Annotated in this window: 23 protein-coding genes; 10 read left to right on the top strand and 13 right to left on the bottom strand. The window is 53.2% G+C overall.

Annotated elements, in window-relative coordinates; all coding sequences use genetic code 11:
- Positions 1-176: 176 nt before the first annotated feature.
- Positions 177-1,298, top strand: coding sequence for a ribonuclease D (gene rnd, locus F3I44_RS08280; protein WP_150015174.1), 1,122 nt, complete (start codon positions 177-179; stop codon positions 1,296-1,298).
- Positions 1,299-1,351: 53 nt separating this feature from the next.
- Here the strand turns inward: rnd and minE are convergent, their stop codons facing one another.
- From minE to minC, 3 genes are read right to left on the bottom strand one after another with little or no spacing between them, the layout of a single operon-like run.
- Positions 1,352-1,621: a cell division topological specificity factor MinE gene (gene minE / locus F3I44_RS08275; protein ID WP_008925314.1), complete on the bottom strand. Its 270-nt coding sequence runs from the start codon at positions 1,619-1,621 to the stop codon at positions 1,352-1,354.
- A 3-nt stretch (positions 1,622-1,624) separates the two neighbouring features.
- The gene (gene minD, locus F3I44_RS08270) at positions 1,625-2,437 is read right to left on the bottom strand and encodes a septum site-determining protein MinD (RefSeq protein WP_003852716.1); all 813 of its coding nucleotides are present in this window, start codon (positions 2,435-2,437) and stop codon (positions 1,625-1,627) included.
- 33 nt (positions 2,438-2,470) lie between these two features.
- On the bottom strand, positions 2,471-3,184 hold the full coding sequence (minC, locus tag F3I44_RS08265) for a septum site-determining protein MinC (RefSeq protein ID WP_150015173.1): 714 nt from the start codon (positions 3,182-3,184) through the stop codon (positions 2,471-2,473).
- 155 nt (positions 3,185-3,339) lie between these two features.
- Here minC and F3I44_RS08260 point away from each other — a divergent pair, with 155 nt between their 5' ends.
- The 3 genes from F3I44_RS08260 to F3I44_RS08250 all read left to right on the top strand — a co-directional run bounded on the left by F3I44_RS08260 (position 3,340) and on the right by F3I44_RS08250 (position 5,103).
- Complete coding sequence (locus F3I44_RS08260) at positions 3,340-3,615, top strand: YcgL domain-containing protein (protein ID WP_003852719.1); 276 nt, start codon at positions 3,340-3,342, stop codon at positions 3,613-3,615.
- Positions 3,616-3,931: 316 nt separating this feature from the next.
- Positions 3,932-4,591: a fumarylacetoacetate hydrolase family protein gene (locus tag F3I44_RS08255; RefSeq protein ID WP_150015172.1), complete on the top strand. Its 660-nt coding sequence runs from the start codon at positions 3,932-3,934 to the stop codon at positions 4,589-4,591.
- 65 nt (positions 4,592-4,656) lie between these two features.
- Positions 4,657-5,103 (top strand): YcgN family cysteine cluster protein, encoded by a 447-nt coding sequence (locus F3I44_RS08250; RefSeq protein WP_150015171.1) that lies wholly within the window; start codon positions 4,657-4,659, stop codon positions 5,101-5,103.
- A 72-nt stretch (positions 5,104-5,175) separates the two neighbouring features.
- Here F3I44_RS08250 and dsbB read toward each other — a convergent pair whose 3' ends face one another.
- Positions 5,176-5,706, bottom strand: a complete 531-nt coding sequence (gene dsbB / locus F3I44_RS08245) for a disulfide bond formation protein DsbB (RefSeq protein WP_150015170.1) — start codon at positions 5,704-5,706, stop codon at positions 5,176-5,178.
- 471 nt (positions 5,707-6,177) lie between these two features.
- On the opposite strand from dsbB, the gene fadR reads away from it, so the two are divergent.
- Positions 6,178-6,897, top strand: a complete 720-nt coding sequence (gene fadR / locus F3I44_RS08240; protein WP_150015169.1) for a fatty acid metabolism transcriptional regulator FadR — start codon at positions 6,178-6,180, stop codon at positions 6,895-6,897.
- Between the two features lie 42 nt (positions 6,898-6,939).
- On the opposite strand, the gene F3I44_RS08235 is transcribed toward fadR, so the two are convergent.
- Entirely contained in the window at positions 6,940-8,475 is a 1,536-nt protein-coding gene (locus F3I44_RS08235) for a SpoVR family protein (protein WP_150015168.1), read from the bottom strand.
- Positions 8,476-8,979: 504 nt separating this feature from the next.
- Here F3I44_RS08235 and F3I44_RS08230 point away from each other — a divergent pair.
- Together F3I44_RS08230 and dadX are read left to right on the top strand one after the other, a co-directional pair.
- A complete protein-coding gene (locus F3I44_RS08230) occupies positions 8,980-10,281 on the top strand; it encodes a D-amino acid dehydrogenase (protein ID WP_150015167.1) in 1,302 nt (433 codons plus the stop codon).
- Between the two features lie 19 nt (positions 10,282-10,300).
- The gene (gene dadX / locus F3I44_RS08225) at positions 10,301-11,371 is read left to right on the top strand and encodes a catabolic alanine racemase DadX (protein WP_150015166.1); all 1,071 of its coding nucleotides are present in this window, start codon (positions 10,301-10,303) and stop codon (positions 11,369-11,371) included.
- Here the strand turns inward: dadX and F3I44_RS08220 are convergent.
- The 6 genes from F3I44_RS08220 to yeaG form a co-directional block, all read right to left on the bottom strand.
- Positions 11,364-12,557, bottom strand: coding sequence for a multidrug effflux MFS transporter (locus tag F3I44_RS08220; RefSeq protein ID WP_150015165.1), 1,194 nt, complete (start codon positions 12,555-12,557; stop codon positions 11,364-11,366). The two genes, dadX and F3I44_RS08220, sit on opposite strands and share 8 nt — an antisense overlap.
- A gap of 127 nt (positions 12,558-12,684) precedes the next feature.
- Positions 12,685-14,151 (bottom strand): undecaprenyl-phosphate galactose phosphotransferase WbaP, encoded by a 1,467-nt coding sequence (gene wbaP, locus F3I44_RS08215; protein WP_150015164.1) that lies wholly within the window; start codon positions 14,149-14,151, stop codon positions 12,685-12,687.
- A 376-nt stretch (positions 14,152-14,527) separates the two neighbouring features.
- Positions 14,528-14,761, bottom strand: coding sequence for a DUF1480 family protein (locus tag F3I44_RS08210; protein ID WP_013358069.1), 234 nt, complete (start codon positions 14,759-14,761; stop codon positions 14,528-14,530).
- Between the two features lie 78 nt (positions 14,762-14,839).
- Positions 14,840-16,567 carry a potassium/proton antiporter gene (locus F3I44_RS08205; protein ID WP_150015163.1) on the bottom strand — a complete coding sequence of 576 codons (1,728 nt, stop codon included), beginning with the start codon at positions 16,565-16,567 and terminating at the stop codon, positions 14,840-14,842.
- Positions 16,568-16,815: 248 nt separating this feature from the next.
- A complete protein-coding gene (locus F3I44_RS08200; protein WP_150015162.1) occupies positions 16,816-18,090 on the bottom strand; it encodes a YeaH/YhbH family protein in 1,275 nt (424 codons plus the stop codon).
- Positions 18,091-18,179: 89 nt separating this feature from the next.
- Complete coding sequence (gene yeaG, locus F3I44_RS08195) at positions 18,180-20,114, bottom strand: protein kinase YeaG (RefSeq protein ID WP_003852739.1); 1,935 nt, start codon at positions 20,112-20,114, stop codon at positions 18,180-18,182.
- A 420-nt stretch (positions 20,115-20,534) separates the two neighbouring features.
- Between yeaG and F3I44_RS08190 the strand changes: the two genes are divergently transcribed.
- Both F3I44_RS08190 and F3I44_RS08185 read left to right on the top strand, forming a co-directional pair.
- Entirely contained in the window at positions 20,535-21,284 is a 750-nt protein-coding gene (locus tag F3I44_RS08190) for a MipA/OmpV family protein (RefSeq protein WP_150015161.1), read from the top strand.
- Positions 21,285-21,356: 72 nt separating this feature from the next.
- Entirely contained in the window at positions 21,357-22,208 is an 852-nt protein-coding gene (locus tag F3I44_RS08185; RefSeq protein WP_150015160.1) for an aldo/keto reductase, read from the top strand.
- Here F3I44_RS08185 and F3I44_RS08180 read toward each other — a convergent pair.
- Both F3I44_RS08180 and gapA read right to left on the bottom strand, forming a co-directional pair.
- Positions 22,205-23,104, bottom strand: coding sequence for a D-hexose-6-phosphate mutarotase (locus F3I44_RS08180; RefSeq protein ID WP_150019374.1), 900 nt, complete (start codon positions 23,102-23,104; stop codon positions 22,205-22,207). The genes F3I44_RS08185 and F3I44_RS08180 overlap by 4 nt on opposite strands.
- A gap of 74 nt (positions 23,105-23,178) precedes the next feature.
- Positions 23,179-24,177 (bottom strand): glyceraldehyde-3-phosphate dehydrogenase, encoded by a 999-nt coding sequence (gene gapA / locus F3I44_RS08175; protein ID WP_013358063.1) that lies wholly within the window; start codon positions 24,175-24,177, stop codon positions 23,179-23,181.
- Positions 24,178-24,518: 341 nt separating this feature from the next.
- Here gapA and msrB point away from each other — a divergent pair, with 341 nt between their 5' ends.
- A complete protein-coding gene (gene msrB, locus F3I44_RS08170; RefSeq protein ID WP_150015158.1) occupies positions 24,519-24,929 on the top strand; it encodes a peptide-methionine (R)-S-oxide reductase MsrB in 411 nt (136 codons plus the stop codon).
- Positions 24,930-24,932 lie beyond the last annotated feature (3 nt).

Here is a 24,932-nt window from a genome sequence, read left to right as displayed (position 1 = left end):
AGCATGAAGTTGAAGATAAACAACTGTCGCTTCATGAGGTGTGAAGAGAGGGCTCTAAGAGTCCGAACTTAGTACGCCCCTATGGGGCGGAAAACAAAGCCGCCTTCTATGAAGGCGGATTTTTACTGTTTTTAACATGGAGCGCCGCGCGTTGTTGGCTGCGGTGGAAATCAGACGTGAATTATTCCCTTATTGACCAGGATGAACAACTGGCTGACGTGTGCCAGAAAGCCCGCCAGCATGCAGCGGTGGCACTGGACACCGAATTTGTCCGCACTCGCACCTACTACCCTCAGCTTGGCCTGATCCAGCTGTTCGACGATCACCAGCTGGTGCTGATTGACCCGCTGAATATCCGTGACTGGTCACCCTTTATTGCGCTGCTGACCGACACCAGCGTGACTAAATTCCTGCATGCAGGAGGGGAAGATCTGGAAGTCTTCCTGCATCGTTTCGGCGTGCTGCCGACGCCGATGATCGACACCCAGATTCTGGCAGCCTTCTCCGGTCAGCCCCTCTCCTGGGGCTTTGCTTCCATGGTGGCGCATTTCACGCAGGTCGAGCTGGATAAAAGTGAATCCCGTACCGACTGGCTGGCACGTCCTCTGACCCCGCGTCAGTGTGAGTATGCGGCGGCGGATGTTCACTATCTGCTGCCGATTGCCCGTCAGTTGATGATCAACACGGAAGAGGCTGGCAACATGGCGGCGGCACTTAGTGAGTGCGATAACCTGTGTCAGCGTCGTCTGGACAGCGTGGCACCGGATGAAGCCTGGCGTGATATCACCAACGCCTGGCAACTGCGTCCGCGTCAGCTGGCAGCACTGCAACGGCTGGCGGCCTGGCGTCTGAAACTGGCGCGTGAAAAAGATATGGCGGTGAACTTTGTGGTGCGCGAAGAGCATCTGTGGAAGGTGGCGCGCTTTATGCCTGGCTCGCTGGGTGAGCTGGATCATCTGGGGCTGTCAGGCCACGAAATTCGTTTCCACGGCAAAACGCTGGTGGCGCTGGTGGCGGAAGCGGCGGCACTGGAGGAGAGTGAATTACCGGCTCCGCTGGGAAATTTGATCGACCATCCGAACTACAAATCGGTCTTCAAAGCGATGAAGGCGCTGGTGCAGCAGGTCAGCGAACAGAGCGGGTTCAGTCAGGAGTTACTGGCCTCGCGACGTCAGATAAATCAGGTGTTAAGCCTGCACTGGGGCCTGAAGCCACAGGGACGTCAGCCGGAGCTACTTACCGGATGGCGGGGCGAACTGCTGAAACCCGGCATTGAAGAGATTCTTGCGGGTTGTTAACCGGTTAAATTTCCCCTGCCACTGCGCAGGGGAAATTCAGGAAACGGTCAGCGTCATTTAGTCACTTCATCCGTTTCCGGCAGCGTGACGTTCAGCTCCAGAATCGAGATATCATCACCTTTCTGATCGAGCTGGACCGTGACCATTTCCGGATCGATCTTCACATATCTGCAAATCACTTCCAGAATGTCGCGCTTAAGTTGCGGAAGATAGTGGGGCTCACTGTCGCCCCTTCTCCGTTCTGCCACGATAATCTGCAGCCGTTCCTTGGCTATGTTGGCAGTGTTCTTCTTCCGGGATAAAAAGAAATCAAGTAATGCCATGGTTTATCCCCCGAACAGGCGTTTCAGGAAACCCTTCTTCTCTTCTTCGATAAAGCGGAAGGGGCGTACTTCACCGAGTAACCGTTCAACGGTATCGGCATAGGCTTTGCCAGCATCAGATTCGCCGTCAAGAATCACCGGCTCACCCTGGTTAGAGGCACGTAACACCGATTGATCTTCAGGGATCACACCGACCAGAGGAATGCGAAGGATTTCCAGCACATCTTCCATGCTCAGCATATCGCCACGGTTTACCCGGCCAGGGTTATAGCGGGTCAGCAGCAGATGCTCCTTCACCGGGTCCTGACTGTTTTCAGCGCGGCGGGATTTAGAGGAGATGATGCCGAGGATGCGGTCGGAGTCGCGGACAGAAGAGACTTCCGGGTTGGTGGTGATAATCGCTTCGTCAGCAAAGTAGAGCGCCATCAGTGCGCCCGTTTCAATCCCTGCCGGTGAGTCGCAGACGATGAAATCGAACTCCATGGCGGCTAAATCGTTCAGGACTTTTTCAACACCTTCACGGGTCAGCGCATCTTTGTCGCGGGTCTGCGATGCAGGCAGAATGTAGAGCTGCTCAGTGCGTTTGTCGCGAATCAGCGCCTGGTTCAGCGTGGCATCGCCCTGGATTACGTTAACGAAGTCGTAGACCACACGGCGCTCACAGCCCATGATCAAATCCAGGTTACGCAGACCGATATCAAAGTCGATAACGACCGTTTTTTTGCCTTTCTGCGCTAAACCGGTGGCGATGGCCGCGCTTGACGTGGTCTTACCAACGCCCCCTTTACCGGATGTAACTACAATAATGCGTGCCATAAATGTTGATTTCCTTAACAAAAGAAAAGGGGCCTAATTAAGTGTCTGGATAGTCAGCGCGCCATCCTGCAGGCACAGGCGCGCGGCTTTACCAAAAAATTCTTGCGGGATCTGATCCATGATCCAGTACTCCCCGGCAATTGAGACCAGCTCGGCAGCCAGGTTAGTACAGAAAATCTGGCAGTTGCGATCGCCGCTGGCACCTGCCAGGGCGCGACCGCGCATCATGCCGTAAATGTGAATGTTGCCATCGGCGACCAGTTCAGCACCGGCACTGACGCTGCTGGTGATGATTAAGTCGGCGTCACGCGCATAAATCTGCTGGCCTGAGCGCACCGGCGTGTTCACGATGCGGGTTTTCGCTGCTGCCGTCTCGGTTACAACCGGCTGCGGTTCAGGAGTGGGGGCCGGCTGCGGTGTCTCGGCGCGCGGCCTGGCCTCTTTGCCTTCCGCCAGTACCGGCAGCCCTGCACGCGCGATCATGCGTTTCAGTGCTTCATCTTTGCAGCCGCTTACGCCGACAATGCGTAAACCGGTAGCAAGAATCGCCTGCTGCAGCTGTTTCCAGTTAACATCGGCACTCAATGTGGCGACGTTAAGCACCACCGGGGCGTTTTTCAGGAAATCGGGAGCCTGATCAATCTTGTCCTGGAGTGCCTTGCGAATCACCGCAGGGTCATGGTGATGCAAATGGACGACAGACAGGGTGAAACTGCTACCTTTGAATTCGATTGGCGTTTGCGACATCTGTCCCGACTCAGTCCTGTTTTCACTACCGTTAACCTGTCGATGATAAAATCATCGCTGAAGCGCTAACGGTGAATATTCGAAGTTCTGCAAGCATGTTATAGTTACAGCTATATTCAGACAAGCCTCAACGCCGGTTAATTCGAGTAAAAAATATGTTTTGTGTGATCTACAGAAGCCCGTTACGTGACCAGACTTATCTCTATGTTGAAAAAAAGGACGATTTCTCGCGCGTTCCGGAAGAATTGCTGAAAGGATTTGGCAAGCCGCAGCTGGCGATGGTGCTAAAGCTGGCGGGCCGCGACAGGCTGGCTAATGCGGATATCAATAAAGTTAAGCAGGGATTGAGCGAGCAGGGTTATTATTTACAGCTTCCACCGCCGATTGAAAGTCTGCTAAAAATTCATTTAGAGGCCGATAAAAAAGTTTAACTCGGATTCTTCTGTAAATATAAATCCTGTTGGTGCGATACTGCAGGGTTAATATTGCTCTGAAGCTGCGCAAAATTAACGGCGCAGCTTATCTGTTTCACCCCTGTTTAAATACCCAGTCCACATTTCCCCACCTTATTTGTACGATTATTCAGCATACCAGGACATCGTTTACGCTTTTTGACAAATTCCGCACCCCGACTGGTTAAAAGGATCTTATTATCACGCTCTGTTGCTGGCATTTCGATCAACGCATCAGTAAACATCAACCCGCCAGCCGCGCTGGCATCACACCTAACCTGAACAGGGAATGAGCATGTATCAGCATCATAACTGGCAAGGCGCTCTGTTAGATTTTCCGGTCAGCAAAGTGGTTTGCGTCGGCAGTAATTATGCAAAACACATTAAAGAGATGGGCAGTGCGACGCCAACCGAGCCGGTAATCTTTATCAAACCGGAAACGGCGCTGTGTGATTTGCGCCAGCCGCTCTCCATTCCCGACTCCTTTGGCGAAGTTCATCATGAAGTCGAACTGGCGGTGCTGATAGGTGCGACGCTGAAGCAGGCGAGTGAAGAACACGTGGCTAAGGCGATTGCAGGCTATGGCGTGGCGCTGGATCTGACGCTGCGTGACCTGCAGTCCGGGCTGAAAAAAGCGGGTCAGCCATGGGAAAAATCAAAAGGCTTTGATAACGCCTGTCCCATCTCCGGTTTCATCCCGGTAGCCGAATTCAGTGATGATCCACAGAATGTCGAGCTAAAGCTGGTGGTAAACGGAGAAGTGCGTCAGCACGGCAACACCGCCGATATGATCCACAAAATTCTGCCGCTGGTTGCTCATATGAGCCACTATTTTACACTGCGTGCAGGCGATGTCATTCTGACCGGGACACCTGAGGGTGTGGGGCCGATGCGCTCGGGTGACAAGCTGGAAGTGTCGCTGGCGGGTCACGGCATCAGCACGCGCGTACTCTAAAAACTTGCATCACCGCAACATAGGCTTTATAAGGTGCGTTTCAGGCACAACCCGGACAAATCATCATGACTGACACCCCTTTCTGGCAACAAAAACGCCTGGCACAAATGAGCGATGAGGAATGGGAATCCTTGTGTGATGGTTGTGGCCAGTGTTGCCTGAACAAGTTGCAGGACGCTGACACGGATGAGATTTACTTCACCAACGTCGCCTGCAATCAGCTCAATATTAAAACCTGCCAGTGCCGTAACTATGAGCGCCGCTTCGAATTAGAAGAGGATTGTATCAAGCTGACGCGCGAAAATCTGACCACCTTCAACTGGCTGCCGCGCACCTGCGCCTATCGTTTGCTGGGTGAGGGCAAAGGATTGCCGGCCTGGCATCCGCTGCGAGCCGGTTCCAAAACCGCGATGCATGCGCAGCGTATATCGGTACGCTATATTGCGGTGCGGGAGAGTGAAGTGCGTGACTGGGAAGATCACATTATTGATCGGCCCGATCTTAACGGCTAAGCGCCACTGCATCATATGAAACGTAAAAAGGCTGCCAGTGGCAGCCTTTTTTGATCTCAGCAACGTTTCGTGTCAGCGTCCAAAGAGATCGCGACGCTTAGGTTTGAAAGGCTGGGCAATCAGTACCAGCACGGCGACGAGCAGATAACCGGCAAAGACCCCAATCATCCACTGCGGCATGCTGAGCGTCAGGAAAGTCCAGCTACGTTCTGCGCAGTCACCGCTGGCAAGAAACACCGACGGCAGCCACTTATCCAGCGGTAATCCGCTGGGAAAACGGGCAGCAAAATCACAGGTAGTAAACGGGTTCGGATGCAGCTGAATCATCGTATGTTCATAAGAGAGGCGCAGACCTTCCCAGGCGCTGTAAATCCATAATGCCAGCCCCGCCAGACGCAACGGTGATTTCGGCGCAATCGCGCCCACCAGACCCGCGCCCAGTACCCCAAACAGCGCATTACGTTCATAAATACACATCACGCAGGGTTTTAGTCCCATCACATGCTGAAAAAAGAGTGCCGTCAATTCCAGTGCAAGCGCCGTCAGTGCCAGTAATAACCAGGCTCCCCGACCACGAGAGCATTGATTCAGATATCGCAACATATTGCATTCCCTGTAAACGTTAATGCCACGCAGTGTAAACCAAAAGCGCGGGCAAACCAGCCAGGTACAGGGAAAAATCGTGTGCAAACATGACCTGATTCTGATCCAGAGCAGGTTACAGGAGGATAAGCGGAGTCCCTCCAGCTGATGCCTGCTCAGTAAACAGCGCGAAGATGGCGACGTTACGAAAAACCCGGCTGCGAACGGCAGAAAGCGAAACGGCAAGTGCAGGCCATCCGGAACCCGCAAGCTGTACTTTAAGGATGATTTTCTGCTGCTTTTGAGACGGAATATTCCGGTGCAGAAAATCGTGCACCCGGCCATCGTCTTATAACAGCAGCGTTCGCCACCAGCCTGTCTGAAATATGCGCCCGCGCCCGGTTTTAATGGTTACGCAGGCTATATCCGCTATAGGGCGTCTGGTATGATGAGTCCCTATCATGATTAGAAAAGCAACGAGAACACATTGCTATGGTTATAAAGGCTCAGAGTCCAGCGGGATTTGCTGAAGAGTATATTATTGAAAGCATCTGGAACAGTCGCTTTCCGCCCGGATCGATTCTTCCTGCTGAGCGTGAGCTTTCTGAATTGATTGGGGTAACGCGTACCACCTTGCGTGAGGTGTTACAGCGCCTGGCACGTGACGGCTGGCTGACGATTCAGCACGGCAAACCGACCCGTGTGAATGATTTCTGGGAGACATCCGGCCTTAATATTCTGGAAACGCTCGCCCGCCTCGATCATGACAGTGTGCCGGTGCTGATTGATAACCTGCTATCGGTCCGCAGCAATATTTCGTCGATCTTTATCAGCCGTGCGCTGCGCCATCATCCGGAGAAGGCGCGTGAAGTGCTCGAGACGGTAAGTGCCGCGGCCGATCAGGCGGATGCCTATACCGAACTCGACTACCGGGTGTTCCGCGGTCTGGCATTTGCATCGGGCAATCCGATTTACGGTCTGATCCTCAATGGTCTGAAAGGCCTCTATACCCGGGTGGGTCGCCACTACTTTTCCAGTGCGGAAGCGCGCCAGGTTGCGCGGGATTTCTATCTGACACTTCTGGCGCTGTGCGACAAACAGCCAGGCCAGGATGAGATTGTTGAGGTGGTACGCAACTATGGCCGCCGTAGCGGCGAAATCTGGCACAGTATGCAGAAGAACCTGCCAGATGACCTTGGCAATAAACGATAAAAAAAACCGGACATCGCGTCCGGTTTTTTGTTTTTAGCTCTATCAGAGCGATGAACCGCGCGGCGGATTACGATCCAGTAACTCGACGCTGCCATCTTCGTTCTGCTGTTCCAGAATCACATCAAATCCCCACAGACGATGCACATGCTTCAGCACCTCACGACGACTCTTATCGAGCGGCGTACGGCTCTGTGGCACATAACGCAGAGTCAGCGAACGATCGCCACGCAGATCGACGTTGTAAACCTGAATATTAGGCTCAAGATTACTCAGGTTGTACTGTGCAGAAAGCTGCTGGCGAATGGCCCGATAGCCTGCCTCATCATGGATGGCGGCGATCTCCAGATAGTTGTTGCGGTCGTCATCCAGTACGGTGAAGAGACGGAAATCACGCATCACTTTCGGCGACAGGAACTGGCTGATAAAACTTTCATCCTTAAACTCACGCATCGCAAAATGCAGCGTTTCCAGCCAGTCGGAGCCGGCGATGTCCGGGAACCAGTAGCGATCTTCTTCTGTCGGTGACTGACAGATCCGCTTGATATCCTGCATCATCGCAAACCCTAACGCATAAGGGTTGATACCGTTGTACCACTGACTGTTATAGGGCGGCTGATACACGACGTTGGTGTGACTGTGCAGGAACTCCATCATAAAGCGTTCCGACACTTTGCCTTCATCGTACAGGTGATTAAGGATGGTGTAGTGCCAGAACGTCGCCCAGCCTTCGTTCATTACCTGTGTCTGCTTCTGCGGATAGAAATACTGGCTTACCTTGCGGACAATGCGCAGGATCTCCCGCTGCCATGGCTCCAGTAGCGGGGCATTTTTTTCCATAAAATAGAGCAGGTTTTCCTGCGGCTCAGAAGGGTAGCGTGCCGCTTCAAAAGCCACTGTCTCTTTCTCACGTCGTGGCAGTGTACGCCACAGGGTATTCACCTGGCTCTGCAGATACTCTTCACGGCTTTTCTGCCGCGCCTTCTCCTCCTGCAGAGAGATCTTCTGCGGACGTTTATAGCGATCCACGCCATAATTCATCAGGGCATGGCAGGAGTCGAGCAGCCGCTCGACCTCTTCGACGCCATAGCGCTCTTCGCAGTCACTGATGTAGTTTTTGGCAAACAGCAGGTAATCGACAATCGATCCGGCATCCGTCCAGCTGCGAAACAGATAGTTATTCTTGAAGAAGGAGTTATGGCCATAGCAGGCATGTGCCATCACCAGCGCCTGCATGGTCATGGTGTTCTCTTCCATCAGATAGGCGATGCAGGGGTTGGAATTGATAACGATTTCATAGGCCAGACCCTGCTGACCATGCTTATAGCGCTGCTCGGTCTCGATAAACTTTTTACCGAATGACCAGTGTGAATAGTTAATGGGCATGCCGACGCTGGAATAGGCATCCATCATCTGTTCAGAGGTAATCACTTCAATCTGGTGCGGGTAGGTATCCAGACGGTAGAGCTTCGCGACGCGGTCGATCTCCGCTAAGTAGACATCGAGCAGTTCGAATGTCCAGTCTGGTCCGTCATTGAGTCGTTTGCTGTCTCTGATGGCTTCGTCAAAGATTGTCGTCATAGCGCACCTCTTTATGGCAAACCGGCTGACCCGAAAGACAACCCGTTCTGGTTATTTAAGGCTTCATCCTGAAAAAGGGAACCCGAAAAAAACTGAGCGAACACAACAATGATAGCCCACTGTCGCTTATCCGAAATGCGAACTCAAACGAATTCTTTGGCACAAAATCATTCAGACAGATGCGGCAAAGAATTTAATAGCCTTTAATTCGAACGTTATTTTAAAACGCGGGATATCATCCTGTTTATAAGCGGAATGTATGGAGTTGAAGCATTCTCCTGCCATGCGTAGATTTAACTGCATCCGTTGTCATTTATTTCTGTGTTTATGGAATAAGGCGCATAAAGCGCTGAAATTGGCTGTGCGACAAGATTTTAGTTACCTGAAAAGTGAAAAAGATGTGAAATAGATGCTGAATTTATGGGGTGGTGTTCGCTGTGTAAATCCGCTGACTATCATCTCCTTAACAGTGAATTATGCTTTTACATGCCGGGTGGGGGAGCTATGCACGTAGTCATTCTTGGAAGTGGTGTGGTTGGCGTGGCAAGCGCCTGGTATCTGGCGCGTGCCGGACATCAGGTTACGGTCATTGATCGTCAGCCAGCCGCGGCGATGGAGACCAGCGCAGGAAATGCGGGTCAGATCTCACCGGGTTATGCCGCACCCTGGGCAGCGCCTGGCGTGCCGCTGAAAGCCGTGAAGTGGATGTTCCAGCGTCATGCGCCGCTGGCTATCCGGCTCGATGGCAGCAGTTTTCAGCTGGAGTGGATGTGGCACATGCTGCGTAATTGCGACATCAACCATTATCAACAGAACAAAAGCCGCATGGTGCGGATAGCCGAATACAGTCGTGACTGTCTGAAAGCGTTACGCGCTGAAACCGGCATCGCCTATGAGGGTCGTCAGGGCGGAACATTGCAGCTTTTCCGCACGCAGCAGCAGTTCGACAGCGCCAGTAAAGATATTGCGGTACTGCGCGACGCGGGCGTGCCCTATGAGCTGCTGGAGGCACATGAGCTGTCTCGCGTGGAACCGGCGCTGGCGGCAACCCAGCATAAACTCACTGGCGGACTGCGCTTGCCTAACGATGAAACAGGTGACTGCCAGCTCTTTACGCAGCGACTGGCAAAAATGGCCGAAGAGGCGGGGGTGGTCTTCCGCTTTAACACTCAGGTCGATCACCTGCTGCGCGATGGCAATCGCATTTATGGTGTGAAGTGCGGCGAGGAGATCATCAAGGCGGATAGTTATGTAGTGGCCTTTGGTTCCTACTCGACTGCACTGCTGAAAAACGTTATTGATATTCCGGTCTATCCGCTGAAAGGCTACTCACTCACCATTCCGATTAAAAATCCTGATGCTGCCCCGGTTTCGACGATACTGGATGAGACTTACAAAGTGGCGGTGACCCGGTTTGACGACCGTATCCGCGTCGGCGGAATGGCGGAAATTGTTGGTTTTAACACCAGACTCACCGAAGCGCGGCGGGAAACGCTGGAGATGGTGGTCAGTGATCTCTATCCTGAAGGCGGTCATCTCGCGCAGGCAAGTTTCTGGACCGGTCTCCGTCCGATGACGCCAGACGGTACGCCGATTGTCGGTGCCACGCCACTCTCCAATCTTTATCTTAATACCGGTCACGGTACACTGGGCTGGACAATGGCGTGTGGTTCTGGTCAGTTGCTGGCCGATCTCATCTCCGGTAAAAAGCCAGCCATTGCGGCGGATGACTTAGCGGTGTTCCGCTACTTACCCGGTTTCGCGGCGACCTCATCGCCGCTGCGTAACGCCAACGCAACTCGTTAAGTATTCAGGGAGAGAGAGGATGTCACGTCCGATTGTCGCTACCATTAACCAGCAGGCGCTTCGTCATAACCTGACTGTTGTTCGCCAGGCGGCCCCCGCATCCCGCATCTGGTCAGTGGTGAAAGCCAATGCTTATGGCCATGGCATTGATCGCGTACGCGAAGCGTTATCTGCCACCGACGGCTTTGCGCTGCTTAATATGGAAGAAGCCATTCTGCTGCGTGAGCAGGGCTGGAAAAAACCGATTCTGTTGCTGGAGGGATTTTTCCAGCCAGAGGATCTGCAACTGATTGACCGCTATCGCCTGACCACCAGCGTACACAGTAACTGGCAAATCAAGGCGCTGGCCAGTGCCAGCCTTTCTGCGCCGGTTGATATCTATCTTAAAATGAACAGCGGCATGAACCGTCTGGGCTTTCGCCCGGAGCAGGTTTCTGGCGTCTGGCAAAAGCTGCGGGCGCTGAACAATGTCGGTGAGATGACGCTGATGGCCCATTTTGCCGATGCCGAAAATCCGCAGGGCCTGATTGCACCGTTGCAGCGTGTTGAGCAGGCGGCAGAGGGGCTGAACTGCCCGCGGTCGCTCTCGAATTCCGCCTGTACCTTATGGCATCCTGACGCGCATTTTGACTGGGTCAGGCCCGGTATTATTCTGTACGGCGCGTCGCCCAGCGGTGACTGGCAGGACATTGCCGGCAGCGGCCTGAAGCCAGTGATGACTCTGAGCAGTGAGATTATTGCGGTTCAGCAGTTACAGGCGGGCGATGGTGTCGGTTACGGTTACCGGTATCACGCCAGCACGACGCAGCGGATTGGCGTCGTAGCCTGTGGTTATGCCGATGGCTATCCGCGCCATGCCCCGACGGGCACGCCGGTCTGCGTCGATGGCGTGATGACTCAGGTGGTTGGCGCGGTTTCCATGGATATGATCACCGTGGATTTAACACCCTGTCCGCAGGCGGGCATCGGCTCATCTGTTGAGCTGTGGGGTGAGCAGGTGAAAATCGATCAGGTGGCAAAAGCGGCCGGAACGGTAGGGTACGAGCTGATGTGCGCGCTGGCACCCCGCGTCCCGGTCACGGTTATTTAAGCGCGGTCAGGCTGCCGCGCATCTTTCTGCTGCAGCGCCAGGCGAGAAAGGCCAGCGCTGCACCCAGCAGCATCATCAGACTCAGCGACAGCTTCTCCGCCACCGGCAGGGCGACAATCACCAGGCTGCCTGCCGCACCACCGGCCATCTGAATAAAGCCCTGCAGGGCGGACGCTACGCCCGCCTGTTGCTGATAGGGTTCCAGCGCATAGCTGGTGGCCGGTCCCACTGTAAAGGCCAGTCCGGCCACCGACACAGCGACCGGGAACATGTAGAGCGCCCAGTGCGTCTGCATCTCCGCCGGGAAAATCTGCATCCCTCCCACCAGCAGCACCGCGCCCAGCAGCATCGTGAAGAATCCCATTGCCAGGCAGAACGGTCGACCTGCTTTACGAATCGCTTTATTCACGAACATACTGACAAACATGATCCAGAAACCGTTAGCGCCAAACGCAAAAGAGAACTGGATCGGCGTCAGCCCACCTTCGGTCATCAATACCTGCGGTGCAAGCGACACATAGGTAAGCACCATGCCCAGCGCACCGGCATTGGCAAAGGCGAAGGCCAGGAAGCGCGGCTGACGCAGGATTTCAGCGTACTGCTTAATCGGCAAGCCTTTCACCCGCAGCGTATCCGCCGGACGTGTTTCCGGCAGCCAGATAATCACCAGCAGCGTAATCAGCACGCCATAGGCGCAGAGGAACCAGAAGGGCGCGCGCCAGTCGAAGGCGCTGGCCAGCAATCCGCCCAGCAGCGGGGCCAGGGCTGGAACGATATTTAACGCACCGTTCAGGAAGCCATAGGCGCGGGCGGCATCATCACCGCTGAGTCGGTCACGCACGCCGCTGAAGGCGACGACCGCGCTGCAGCAGACGCCACAACCCTGCACCAGACGGGCAAGAACGAACAGCGGAAATGAGGTGGCTGTAGCGGCGATGGCGCTGCCGGTGATGTAGAGCCCCAGCCCCAGCAGGGCAATCGGCTTACGCCCATAGTTGTCCACCAGCGGACCGGTCACCAGTTGCCCCAGTCCCATCACCAGCAGAAACAGAGGAATGGTAGTCTGTACCAGCGAGACTGGCGTATCCAGCCCTTCTGCGATTTGCGGCAGCGTGGGCAAATAGAGATCGATGCCTAAAGGTGCCAGCAGCACCAGGCTTAATAACAGCAGAGTAAATTTTTGCATAACAACCAGAGGGTAAACGTTCTGTTAAAAAACGAGCGCAGAGGGTAATGATTAAGAGGCAAAAAAGATAGAGGAAGTCGTGCGGAAAGTGCGATGCCTGCTGTAAACAGGCATCGCAGGGTCTTGCTTAGTAAGCACCGTCGCGGCGTAGCACCACGCCTGCGGTTTTGAACAGGATCGCGATATCGGTCCAGAGCGCCCAGTTTTTGACATACCAGGAGTCAAAATAGACGCGTGTATCATAGTCGATATCGTTACGTCCACTGACCTGCCAGAGGCCGGTCATGCCTGGTTTGGCCATCAGGTAGTAGTCGACGTCACCGGCATAGCGTTCCAGCTCAGCTTCGATGACCGGACGCGGGCCGACCAGACTCATCTCACCCCGAATCACGTTCCACAGTTGCGGCAATTCGTCGAGGCTGGTTTTACGCAGGAAGCTGCCGATCCGGGTTACGCGCGGATCATTCTTCAGTTTGAAATCTTTATCCCACTCCATCCGGGCCTCTTCACTGGTCGCCAGCAATTTCTCCAGTACCTCTTTGGAATTGGTCACCATGGAACGGAATTTCAGACATTTGAATTTTTTGCCATTCTGGCCCACACGTTCGTGACCATAAATTGCATTGCCGCCGTCACGTTTCACCATAAAGCACAGCAGGGCGAAGATCGGGCCAAGGAACAGCAGCAGCATCGACGCTACGACGATATCAAAGGCACGCTTCATGAAACGGGATGAGTGTTTCGCCAGGTTATTGCTGACGCGCAGGATCATCACTTCATGACTGAAGATAAAGGACATGTCCGTACCGTAAAGCGGCACGCCGCGCAGCGTCGGGATCACCGAGACTGACCGGCAGTTCATCTTCGACAGGAATTTCAGCCAGCGATCGCGCATCGGCTGCTGCTCATACTCCATGGCAACAATAAACTGCACATTGTCACGGTCAATGGTCTGCCAGTTAATGTCTTTCCAGGTGATCACTGGCACACCATTCACGCTCTGCTGAGCAGGAACATCGTCGACCGAAATAAATGCCTGTACGTTGTAGCCCAGGATCTCTTCACTTTGCAGCGCCGCATACGCTTCAGTGGCGTTGCGGCCGGAACCGATAATGATGGTCTCTTTCTGCCACTGGCCCGCCTTGTTAATGGCACGTTTAACCAGAGCACGCATCAGCGGCAGCAGCAGCAGGGCATATGTCCAGCTGAAGACCCACACCATGCGGGAGAAGTCCCACTTAGAGAAGGCAATAAGCGCAAGGTCGAGCAGCGAGAAAACAAATAATGTTTTAACGATCTCTTTCAGTTCAAACCAGAAGGGTTTGCGATAGGTGTAATGGCGCAGACGTACCCAGAACCAACCGGTACACATGACTGACATAATAAACTGAGCCACAAAACGATATTCAATCTGATGCGGTGGAATAAACGTATCCAGCTCGCCCCAAATACCCTGTATCGTCGCGGCAGATAAAAACAGTGCCAGGTTAAGTGCAATCAGATCGGAAAAACTCAGGGCGAATTTCACGATGATATTTTTACGCGTTCCGCTCCATGAGCGGCTCGGGCTATTCATTATCAATGTACTTGCCATAAAACCTGCTCTCTTTCTCAAGTAAAAGATGGCCTGATCAAAATCAAATACGCGCTCAGGAGTGGGCCTCTGAAAAATTAAAAAATAATTTTCAGTCTGTTGCAGTCAGTACAGCCAGTGCAGCTGCAAAAAAGGTAACGATTAAAGCGTGATGGTACTCACGAAATGTTGCAGCATTGAGAATGAGTATGCAGGAGTTACTTGACAGAGTTAATACGGAAAAAATCTGAAAACATCAAAAGTGATTAAAGTTTTAAAGCGCTAACTGCACGTTTTTATTAGATAAAATAAGGAAGGGTGCGGTTATAACCAAACTGTTTAAGACGCTTTTTAGGAATTACCGCCAAATCATATGACTGGCGGTAGTGATAGTGGCTCAGGCAGGTTTCTTTAAAATCCAGCGGTCCTGCTGCTTATCGTAATGGCCAATCTGCAGATTCACTGGCTCCCCGTCAATCCAGGCCGGTACGCTGGTATCGCGATCCCAGCCATCGAGTTGGGTAATTAAGCCGGGATTAGTGTGACAGGGGATACTGACGGTGTCGGCGTTCTCACTGTCAAGATCGGCATCTACAATCTCATAACGACCAATTTTAACCACGTGTCCCATTCATTTCTCCCGTTTTAACTGGCATAGAGAGTTAAGCTTAGCGCACTGAGAGAAAACAACGTGGCTGAATGATTAGGATTATTCCTTCTCTTCAGCCGGACGGACACCAATCTTAACAATGCGGTTATCCTCTTTCTCCGCGACGGTCCAGGTCAGCTGATTCCACTCCACCTGATCGCCGACGACCGGTGAGCCGCCCAGCATAGCCAGCACCAGTTGCCCCAGTGACTGCTGATCGTTGGTGCTCTCATCCAGCTCGAGTCCGTAAATCTGCGCAACGTCGCGCAGGCGGGCCTCTGCATCCAGAATAAAGTCTCCAAAGAAGCGCTGGTCGAGCGAAACCGGCGGCGACTGGCTGAACATTTTGCCCAGCGCCGGAAGATCGCGCTCACGGCCAATCACGCAGATGACGTCGTTCTCTTTCAGCCGTGTGCCGCCGTTGGGGTGCATCAGCACATTGTCACGGAACAGGGCAGCGATGCGGGTCTCGCGCGGCATCTGCAGGTCACGCAGCGCGGCACCCACGCACCACTTGTCGGCGCTGAGCTGATAGACAAACTGCTCCCACGGATTTTCGGGGTGAATGTCCAGACCGATACGGCTGATCGGCGAGGCGGTCGGCGGCACCACGACTTTGGCTTTTTTTGCCGCAAAGCCCAGCGAGGTGCCCTGCAACATCAGGGAGACCAGCACCACAAAAAAGGCGATATTAAAATAGAGCGAGGCGTTCTCTAAGCCGGCCATCATCGGGAAGACGGCGAGGATAATCGGCACCGCACCGCGTAAGCCGACCCAGCTGATAAAAACCCGCTCGCGGGTGGTGAAGTTGCGGAACGGCAACAGGCCAATAAACACCGAGAGCGGACGCGCCACCAGAATCAGCCACAGCGAGAGGATCATCGCGGGCACCGCGATATGCCATAAATCAGACGGCGTCACCAGCAGACCCAGCACAATGAACATGCCAATCTGGCTCAGCCAGGCCATCCCATCAAAGGTCTGCAGAATGCCGTGACGGTTACGAATCGGGCGGTTGCCCAGTAAGAAGCCGCACAGATAGACCGCCAGGATGCCGCTGCCCTCTAACACGGTGGTGAGGGCGAACACCAGAATGCCGCCGCTCAACGCCAGTAGCGGATAAAGTCCTGGGGCCAGACTGATACGGTTAATCAACTGCTGCAGCGCCCAGCCGCCGCCCAGACCCAACACGATACCCAGGCCGAACTGCTGCACCAGATGCACCAGGAACATCCAGTCAAGGCCGCTGCGGCCCTGCTCGATCATCTCAATCAGGGTAATGGTCAGAAAGACTGCCATCGGGTCGTTACTGCCCGACTCAATCTCCAGCGTAGAGCTGACGCGCTCATTCAGGCCTTTGTCACCCAGCAGGGAGAAGACAGCGGCGGCGTCCGTAGAGCCGATAATGGCACCAATCAGGAAGCCCTGCATCATATCGAGGTTAAATAGCCAGGCCGCCACCACGCCAGTCAGACCTGCGGTGATCATTACCCCGACAGTGGCCAGCGACAGCGCTGGCCCCAGCGCGACTTTAAACGAGCTGGCTTTCGTGCGCATGCCGCCATCCAGCAGGATGATGGCCAGCGCCAGGTTTGAAATCAGATAGGCTGCCGGATAGTTATCAAAGGCGATGCCGCCGATACCATCAATACCGGTCAGCATACCCAGTGCAAGGAAGATAACCAGAATAGGAATGCCCAGCCGGGACGAGAAAGAGCTGAGCAGAATACTCGATGCGACCAGCACGGAACCGATGATAAACAGACTGTAGACAATAGTGTGGTTCAAACCCGGTCTCCTGAGATATGACAGTGCGATGCAGCAAGGGGTGACAAATATCCATGCTATCTCTGAAAGATAATGTTTTATCAAGGAGTTGTCATTGTGAAAATGCGTATTATACGAATTGCTTAACAGCATATGGAATCAGATTAATGTGAAGAATGAGGGGGTTGGCAGGCAAGCGGGAGAAAACAGACTGTTTTAACAGGTTATTCGGCAGATAAAAAAAGCCGGTCATTAACCGGCTTAGTGCATCAGGCTTCCGTTGCCTGTTTATGGAAAAGCGATCGGAACACCGGATAGATATCTTCCGGCTCACGAATATGTTCAATGGCAAAGTTATCAAACGTCGCCTGCAGATGCTCATACTCGCGCCACAGGGTCTGATGCGCCCGGCGGGTGATCTCGATATAGCTGTAGTAACGCACGACCGGCAGAATGTGCTTCGCCAGAATCTCATGACAGAGCGGTGAGTCATCAGCCCAGTTGTCACCATCCGAGGCCTGTGCTGCATAGATGTTCCATTGCGCCGGGTCATAACGCTCTTTTACTACCTCATCCATCAGTTTCAGCGCACTGGAAACGATGGTGCCGCCGGTCTCCTGAGAGTAGAAAAACTCCTGTTCATCGACTTCTTTAGCCTGCGTATGATGGCGGATATAAACCACATCGACATTCTTGTAGGTGCGGCTCAGGAACAGGTAGAGCAGGATATAGAAGCGTTTTGCCATGTCCTTAGTCGCCTGGTCCATTGAGCCGGAGACATCCATCAGACAGAACATGACTGCCTGGCTGGAAGGCTCCGGGCGCTTCTCAAAGTTTTTGTAGCGAAGATCGAAAGTGTCGATAAAGGGGACGCGTTCAATGCGCGCCCGTAACTCGGCAATCTCTCTGCGCAGCCGTTCCTCCTCCAGCAGCTGTGCCGGTTCAGCGTTCTCAATTTCCTGCAGCGTTTCTTCCAGTTCGTGCAGCATCCGGCGTTTACCTGCCGTCATCGCCGTACGACGCGCCAGCGAGTTCTGCAATGAGCGCACAACGCTGATATTGGCCGGCACGCCATTAGAGGTGAAACCGGCACGATGGGTCTTAAATTCATTCAACTGACGATGCTGGTTGCGGCGCAGATTAGGCAGGGCGAGGTCTTCAAACAGCAGGTCGAGATACTCATCTTTCGATATCTGAAAGACAAACTCATCCTGACCTTCACCATCCTGACTGGCATTGCCCTGACCACTGCCGCCGCCACCGCCACCCTGCGGACGCTCAACGCGGTCGTTCTGAACAAAATGGTCGTTGCCCGGATGGACCCGATGGCGGTTACCACCGCGCCCCTGATGGAAAATCGGCTCGTTAATATCGTCAATCGGGATAGAGACGGACTCACCGCTGCTCACGTCGGTCACCGAGCGTTTATTAATGGCCTCGGAGATCGACTGCTTAATTTGCGACTTATAACGGCGCAAGAAGCGCTGGCGGTTTACCGCGCTCTTGTTTTTGCCGTTAAGCCGGCGATCGATGAAATAGGCCATGGTATTCCCCCAAACTACATTGTAAGCAGGCCGGGCGAACCCGACCCTGTCAGACCGGTATCACTTACCGGCAAGCTTACAGACTCTTATCAGGACGATTTACGCACACGCAGATACCATTCGCACAGCAGGCGAACCTGTTTGCGGGTATAGCCTTTTTCCATCATGCGATCGACAAAATCATCATGCTTCTTCTGCTCATCGGTAGAGGTCTTGGTGTTAAACGAGATGACCGGCAGCAATTCTTCCGTATTCGAGAACATTTTCTTCTCAATGACGGTGCGCAATTTCTCGTAACTGGTCCAGTTCGGATTGCGACCGTTATTGTGTGCCCTGGCGCGCAGCACAAAGTTGACGATCTCGTTACGGAAATCTTTCGGGTTACTGATGCCAGCAGGCTTCTCGATCTTCTCCAGCTCCGCGTTGAGCGACTCACGGTCAAACAACTGTCCGGTATCGGGATCGCGATATTCCTGATCCTGAATCCAGAAGTCGGCATAGGTCACGTAGCGGTCAAAAATGTTCTGACCATATTCAGAGTAGGATTCCAGATAGGCGGTCTGAATCTCTTTGCCAATAAACTCAGCATATTTGGGAATCAGATAGCCTTTGAGGTGCTCAAGGTATTTCTCAGCCTGATCCTGCGGGAATTGCTCACGCTCGATTTGCTGCTCCAGCACGTAGAACAGATGCACCGGGTTAGCCGCCACTTCGGCGTGATCGAAGTTAAATACCCGCGACAGGATCTTAAAGGCAAAGCGGGTCGAGAGACCGTTCATACCTTCATCCACACCGGCATAATCGTGATATTCCTGCCAGGACTTCGCTTTAGGGTCGGTATCCTTCAGGCTCTCACCATCGTATACCCGCATTTTGGAGTAGATGCTGGAATTCTCCGGATCTTTGAGACGTGACAGGATAGAGAAGCGTGCCAGCGTTTCCAGCGTGCCCGGTGCGCAGGGCGAGGTTGCCAGCTCACTGTGATTAAGCAGTTTGTCGTAGATTTTGATCTCTTCAGAAACCCGCAGGCAGTAGGGCACCTTGACGATGTAAACGCGGTCCAGGAACGCCTCATTATTCTTGTTGTTGCGGAACGTCACCCACTCTGATTCGTTGGAGTGCGCCAGAATAATGCCGTTAAACGGCAGCGCCGAAATCCCCTCGGTGCCGTTGTAGTTCCCTTCCTGCGTTGCTGTCAGGAGTGGATGCAGCACCTTAATCGGCGCTTTAAACATCTCCACGAATTCCATGATGCCCTGGTTCGCGCGGCAGAGTGCACCAGAGTAACCGTAGGCATCAGGATCGTTTTGCGCATGGTTTTCCAGTTTACGGATGTCCACTTTACCTACCAGCGCAGAGATATCCTGATTGTTCTCATCACCCGGCTCGGTTTTGGCGATCGCCAGCTGTTCCAGAATGGACGGCCAGACTTTTACGACTTTAAACCGCGAAATATCGCCACCAAAGTCGTGCAGGCGTTTCGCTGCCCACGGCGACATGATGGTGCCGAGGTAACGGCGCGGCACGCCATACTCTTTTTCAAGAATATGCGCGTCTTCCTGAGGATTGAACAGGCAGAGAGGATGATCGTTAACCGGGCTGCGTTCACCATCAGCGCTCAGTACATAGATGGGTACCCGCTGCATCAGCGACTTAAGTCGTTCCGCCAGTGAAGATTTACCGCCACCCACCGGACCCAGTAAATAGAGGATCTGTTTCTTCTCCTCAAGTCCCTGAGCGGCATGTTTCAGATAGGAGACGATCTGTTCAATCGCTTCCTCCATGCCGTAAAACTCCTCGAACGCCGGATAGCGTCCCATCACACGGTTGGAGAATATTCTGGAAAGGCGTGGCTCCTGAGCAGTGTCGACCATTACTGGCTCTCCGATAGCCATTAACAGTCGCTCTGCAGCGTTGGCGTATGCACTGCGATCCTGCTTACAGATAGCAAGAAATTCCTGCAGTGTGAACTCTTCGTCCTTGGCAGCTTCATAACGCTGACGATAGTGATCGAATATATTCATAGCGATGCCCGTCCTTTCGTTTTTAGCACAGGTAAGGAGCGTAATTTAAGACTTGTAGCAGCTCCCGGAAGATATTCTCTGTTGAGTACAGCAACCCTTATGCCAACCTGATCTTTTTTATCGGGATACACAACGTTTGTGGTTACTCTGCTCGTACAAAATCTCTGCTGTTAATTCTAACTGTAGATGGCTTCTAGGAAATTTCCTCCATGGGTTTGGGCGAATGAGGGGAAGATCAAGACTAATTCGGGTCAGTTATGAGATGAGTTCATATGGATGATGCTTTAACTTAACTTGTTTTTAACCTTTCATGCCACTTTCATCTGTTGGTTGCTTAAAGGATTTCGATATAAGTTAATCCAGCCGTAAAAAAACGTTAGACTTCCTGTTTGATTGTTATATTTATGGAATGAATAAATTGTGAACCAATTCAAATTTAAGACGCTTGTTGCACTTTTACCCTGTTATTTGCTGGCTACGCACGCCAATGCCGCTCCGCTTTCTGTGGGTGCGTCGGTCATCTATGCCGACTCACCGTATCGCGGCGGACAGGACCGTTATCTTCCGGTTCCGGTCATCAATTATGAGGGTGAAGACTTCTGGTTCCGCAGCCTGCAGGGCGGTTACTACCTGTGGAAAGATCCCCAGAATCAGCTCTCTCTGACGCTGCTGGGCTCACCGCAGGAGTACAAACCCAGCGACAACGATCTGGGTGATATGAAAGGGCTGGATAAGCGCCGCATGACACTGATGGGTGGCGCAACCTATCGTCACACCGCCGACTGGGGGGTTGTCCGGACGGCATTGCTGGGCGACGTGCTGAATAACAGCAACGGGATGATCTGGGACCTGACTTACCTCTACCCCATCCAGATGGGCGACTTCAGCCTGACGCCGGGCATCGGTGCCATGTGGAATAGCGCCAATCAAAACCGTTATTACTACGGTGTTTCCGCGCATGAAAGCGCACGTACCGGCATCAGCCGTTACAATCCGGACGACAGCTGGTCGCCTTATGTTGAGTTGAGTGCCAGCTATCAGATAGCAACGCAGTGGAATGTTGGCATTGTGGGACGTTACACCCGTTTCGACAGCGAGATTAAAGACAGCCCGATGATCGATAAGAGCGGGCAGACGACAATCTGGACAGGTGTCAGCTACACCTTCTGATAATGCACTAAAAGAGGGCATACGGTGCCCTCTGTTCTTTTATGGGGCCTCAGAATGAGGCGGGAGAGCAGAATGCGCAACACGATTAACTTCGCTGGTTTTAATGACCTGCCGGTAATCGGCCAGGGCACGTGGTATATGGGCGAAAACCCGGCGCAGCGGGCCGGTGAAGTCGCAGCATTACAGGCAGGTCTTGAGTGTGGGTTGCAGTTGATTGATACCGCCGAAATGTATGCAGACGGCGGCGCTGAAGAGGTCGTCGGGCAGGCGCTGCTGGGGCGTCGCGATAGAGCGTTGCTGGTGTCGAAGGTCTACCCTTGGAATGCCGGCGAAGTGGATACCATTGAAGCCTGTGAGCGTAGCCTGCGCCGTCTGCAGACCGATTACCTTGACCTCTATCTGTTGCACTGGCGCGGTAATATCCCGCTGGAAGAGACTCTGCGCGCCATGGAGCACCTGCAGCAGCAGGGCAAGATTCGTCACTGGGGCGTCTCGAATTTTGACACTGATGATATGGCCGAACTGTGGGATGAACCCGGAGGCAATCAGTGCGCGACCAATCAGGTCCTGTATCATCTGGCTTCACGCGGTATCGAGTTTGATCTTCTGCCCGTCTGTCAGCAGCGTGGCGTGCCGGTGATGGCCTATTGTCCGCTGGCACAGGCTGGACGACTACGGGATGCGCTGTTTACCGATGCGGTGCTGAATCAGATTGCACAACAGAAGGGCATCAGCGTGGCGCAACTACTGCTGGCCTGGGTGGTTCGTCAGCCAGGGGTCATTGCCATTCCCAAAGCCAGTTCTGTGGTTCACGTTCAGGAAAATGCTGCGGCGCTGGAGGTGGAACTGACCGATGAAGAGTTGCAGCTCATCGATCGTGCGTGGCCAGCACCACAGCATAAATTACCGCTGGATATCGTTTAGCCGTTAGCTCTGTCGCTGGCTGCGACTTTCTTCTTAAGGCGGAACGTCGTGGCCAGGCGTGCCGGCTTTTCACCCGCACTGCGCAGCGGTTTATTGATTCGGGCCGTCTCTACACAGACCATTGTCTTATAACCTTCATTCGCCATATCCGCCATGCTGCAGGAGAGTTCCACACCCGGATTCCAGGTGACAACGTCACTGTGATGGTGGTGGTAAACTTCGATCTGTCGCTCACCCGTTGTATCATTGATAACGGAGCAATCTTCTGCCGCCGTGAAGATACGGTCGATGCGTCCAGGATAGCGCTGTTTGCCATCACTGCTGGCAACCTCACCGTTATTTACTTTGTCGATATAGCTGTTGCCCAGACCGGAGACCTCAACACCGTTGATGTCACTGACAGTAAAGTAGCTATGCAGCGCTGCCGTGGCTTCAAAGTCACCATGAGCTTCCAGTTCAATCTCACAATGCTGACCCAGGCGGAAGCGGGCGATGAGGGTAAATTCGTGTGGCCACAGTTTCAGCGTCTGAGCGTTGCTTTCCAGCACCAGCGTAAGCATCACGCCATCTTCATTCTCATCATGCGCCTTAAGCTTCCATGTCTGAATCCGGGCAAAACCGTGTGCCGGTTCGCCTGCCGGACCAAACCAGGGCCAGCAGATCGGTACGCCGCCACGAATCGCTTTACCGGGTGAAAAAAGACTCTTGTCGCTCAGCCAGAGTACCGGCTTTTCGCCACTCGGCTGCCAGGCGATAAGGTGCGCGCCCTGCAGCGTAATCGCTGCTCGTACCTTAGGATGGCTGATGACAATCGCCGGCAGTTCGCCAACCTGTCGCTGCGAAAGGTAAGGGGAGATCTGCGTGACTACGGGCAGTGAAAACAGTTTATCTTGCATGTTCGATTCCTTCCTGTGCGGATCAAAAAAAGGGCGACCGAAGTCGCCCTTAATCTCAATGATGTCTGTCTGCCTTATTTAGCAGAAACCAGCGCAATCAGGTCGAGAACTTTGTTTGAGTAGCCGGTTTCGTTGTCGTACCAGGAAACCAGTTTCACAAAGTTGTCGTTCAGCGCGATACCCGCTTTAGCATCGAATACTGAAGTCAGGACTTCGCCGTTGAAGTCGGTAGAAACCACGTCATCTTCAACGTAGCCCAGAACGTCTTTCATCTCACCTTCTGCAGCCGCTTTGATTGCAGCACAGATTTCTTTGTAAGAGGCCGCTTTTTCCAGACGTACGGTCAGGTCAACAACGGAAACGTTAGGGGTAGGGACGCGGAATGCCATACCGGTCAGTTTGCCGTTCAGCTCTGGCAGAACTTTACCAACCGCTTTTGCTGCGCCAGTTGATGAAGGAATGATGTTCTGCGATGCACCACGGCCGCCGCGCCAGTCTTTGTGAGACGGGCCATCAACGGTTTTCTGAGTCGCAGTGGTAGCGTGAACGGTGGTCATCAGACCTTCAACGATACCAAACTTGTCGTTGATGACTTTAGCCAGTGGTGCCAGGCAGTTAGTGGTACAGGACGCGTTAGAAACGATATCCTGGCCATCATATTTGTCGAAGTTTGCACCACGAACAAACATAGGGGTGTCATCTTTAGATGGACCGGTCAGAACGACTTTCTTAGCACCTGCGGTGATGTGTTTACGCGCGGTTTCGTCGGTCAGGAAGATACCGGTTGCTTCAGCAACAACGTCAACGCCCACTTCATCCCACTTCAGGTTGGCCGGATCACGCTCAGCAGTAACACGGATTTTTTTACCGTTAACGACCAGTGCGCCATCCTGAACTTCTACGGTACCGTCGAAACGACCGTGCGTAGAGTCATACTTCAGCATGTACGCCATGTAATCCGCGTCCAGCAGGTCGTTGATAGCAACGATTTCGATGTCAGAACGCTTCTGAGCAGCACGGAAAACGATGCGACCGATACGGCCGAAACCATTGATACCTACTTTGATAGTCATATATTCCACCAGCTATTGGTTAGTGAATAAAAGGTTGCCTGTAAAATTACAAAAACCTTACCAGGCGTCAAGCGGAATCGTGTCAATTGTTGCGACAGGTCAATTCGCCTGATAGGAATAATTCGATGCGCAACCGCTTGCGCGCCGCCAATGATATCGCTTTTCGTCTAATCAATCGCCGAATATATAGTGATGCCCGGGATAAAAGGTGATCGAAGTCACAATTACGCTTTGCAGTGGACGGCATGAAAGGGTGAGCACAAAAAAAGACCCGGTAATGTTGATCATTTGTTAGAATAATAGTCGAATTTTTCAGAATGGCACTTCCCCGGAATCCTAAAATGGCTAAAGACACCGCACCCGACGCAAAAATCGCCGAGCTGACAGAAATGCAGCGTTATGTGACACAGCAACGCGGAACGGAACCGCCTTACAGCGGCGCACTGCTGCACAACAAGCAGGAAGGGATCTACCACTGCCTGGTCTGTGAGGCGCCACTTTTTCTCTCTGAGACCAAATATGATTCAGGCTGTGGCTGGCCCAGTTTTTACCAGCCGGTGAATGATGATGCGATTCGCTATATCGAGGACAATTCTCATGGCATGCAGCGTGTTGAGATCCGCTGCAGTAGTTGCGATGCACATCTGGGGCATGTTTTTCCAGACGGTCCGCAACCGACCGGTGAACGCTACTGTGTTAACTCCGCCTCGCTGAATTTCACCGACGAGCAGGGCGAACAGACCAAAGGGTAAGGC

The organism is Pantoea sp. F_5 (assembly GCF_008631595.1).
Lineage (GTDB): Bacteria > Pseudomonadota > Gammaproteobacteria > Enterobacterales > Enterobacteriaceae > Pantoea > Pantoea gossypiicola.
Note: the sequence above shows the minus strand (reverse complement) of the source record. Positions and strands in the feature narration are given on the sequence as shown.